The sequence below is a fragment of the Oleiphilus sp. HI0067 genome, assembly GCF_001635735.1.
This window is the reverse complement of the sequence record NZ_LWFI01001561.1, coordinates 1-792: the sequence shown is the minus strand read 5'-3', so window position 1 is coordinate 792 and position 792 is coordinate 1. Positions and strand designations below refer to the sequence as shown.

Annotated in this window: 1 protein-coding gene; it reads right to left on the bottom strand. The window is 43.8% G+C overall.

Annotated elements, in window-relative coordinates:
* The coding region (locus A3739_RS25485; protein ID WP_156502833.1) for an ATP-dependent helicase at positions 1-774 on the bottom strand (774 nt) is incomplete at its 3' end.
* Positions 775-792: the final 18 nt, after the last annotated feature.

Below are 792 nucleotides of genomic sequence, written 5' to 3'. Positions count from 1 at the left end.
TTCAGGTCTCGCACCTCGCCATGCATATATTGATTGATCGTCGTCCCCGACGACTGTTAGCGCCTCTCGCTCCTGCACCAACATACGAACAAGATCATACTGAGCGAGATTGGTATCTTGATACTCATCAACCAACAAGTATCGAATTTTCTGCCGCCATTTTTGTAATACATCAGCCTCATTTTTAAATAACAAAACGGGCAATAAAATTAAGTCATCAAAATCTAAAGCGTTATAGGCTTTCAAATAGCGCTCATATAGAACATAGGCTTGGGCAGCTTGCAGATCTTCTGGTGTTTTTGCTTTGCTCACCGCAACTTGAGGTGTCCACATTACATTTTTCCAGTTAGAAATTTGCATCTGGACAAGATTGAGAACATCGCTGTTTTCCTCACCTTCTTTCATGAGGATGTCTCGCAACAAGGTTTTTGCATCTTCGCTATCGAAAATAGAAAACCCTGGTTTATAGCCTAAGCGCTCGTGCTCAGTTCGAATGATATTGAGACCGAGGTTGTGAAAAGTGGAAATATTTAAGCCACGCGCATCTGGGCCCGAAATCAGCTGACTAACCCGCTCTTTCATTTCCCTCGCGGCTTTATTGGTAAAGGTAACCGCTGCGATATTCCTGCCTTTAATACCGCACTCGTTAACGAGATAAGCAATCTTGCGCGTAATTACACTCGTTTTACCACTCCCTGCACCAGCTAATACGAGCAAAGGCCCGCCAACATATTTAACGGCTTCACTCTGTTTTGGATTCAGGGTACTCCCCACAACTGACCTCAATAAACA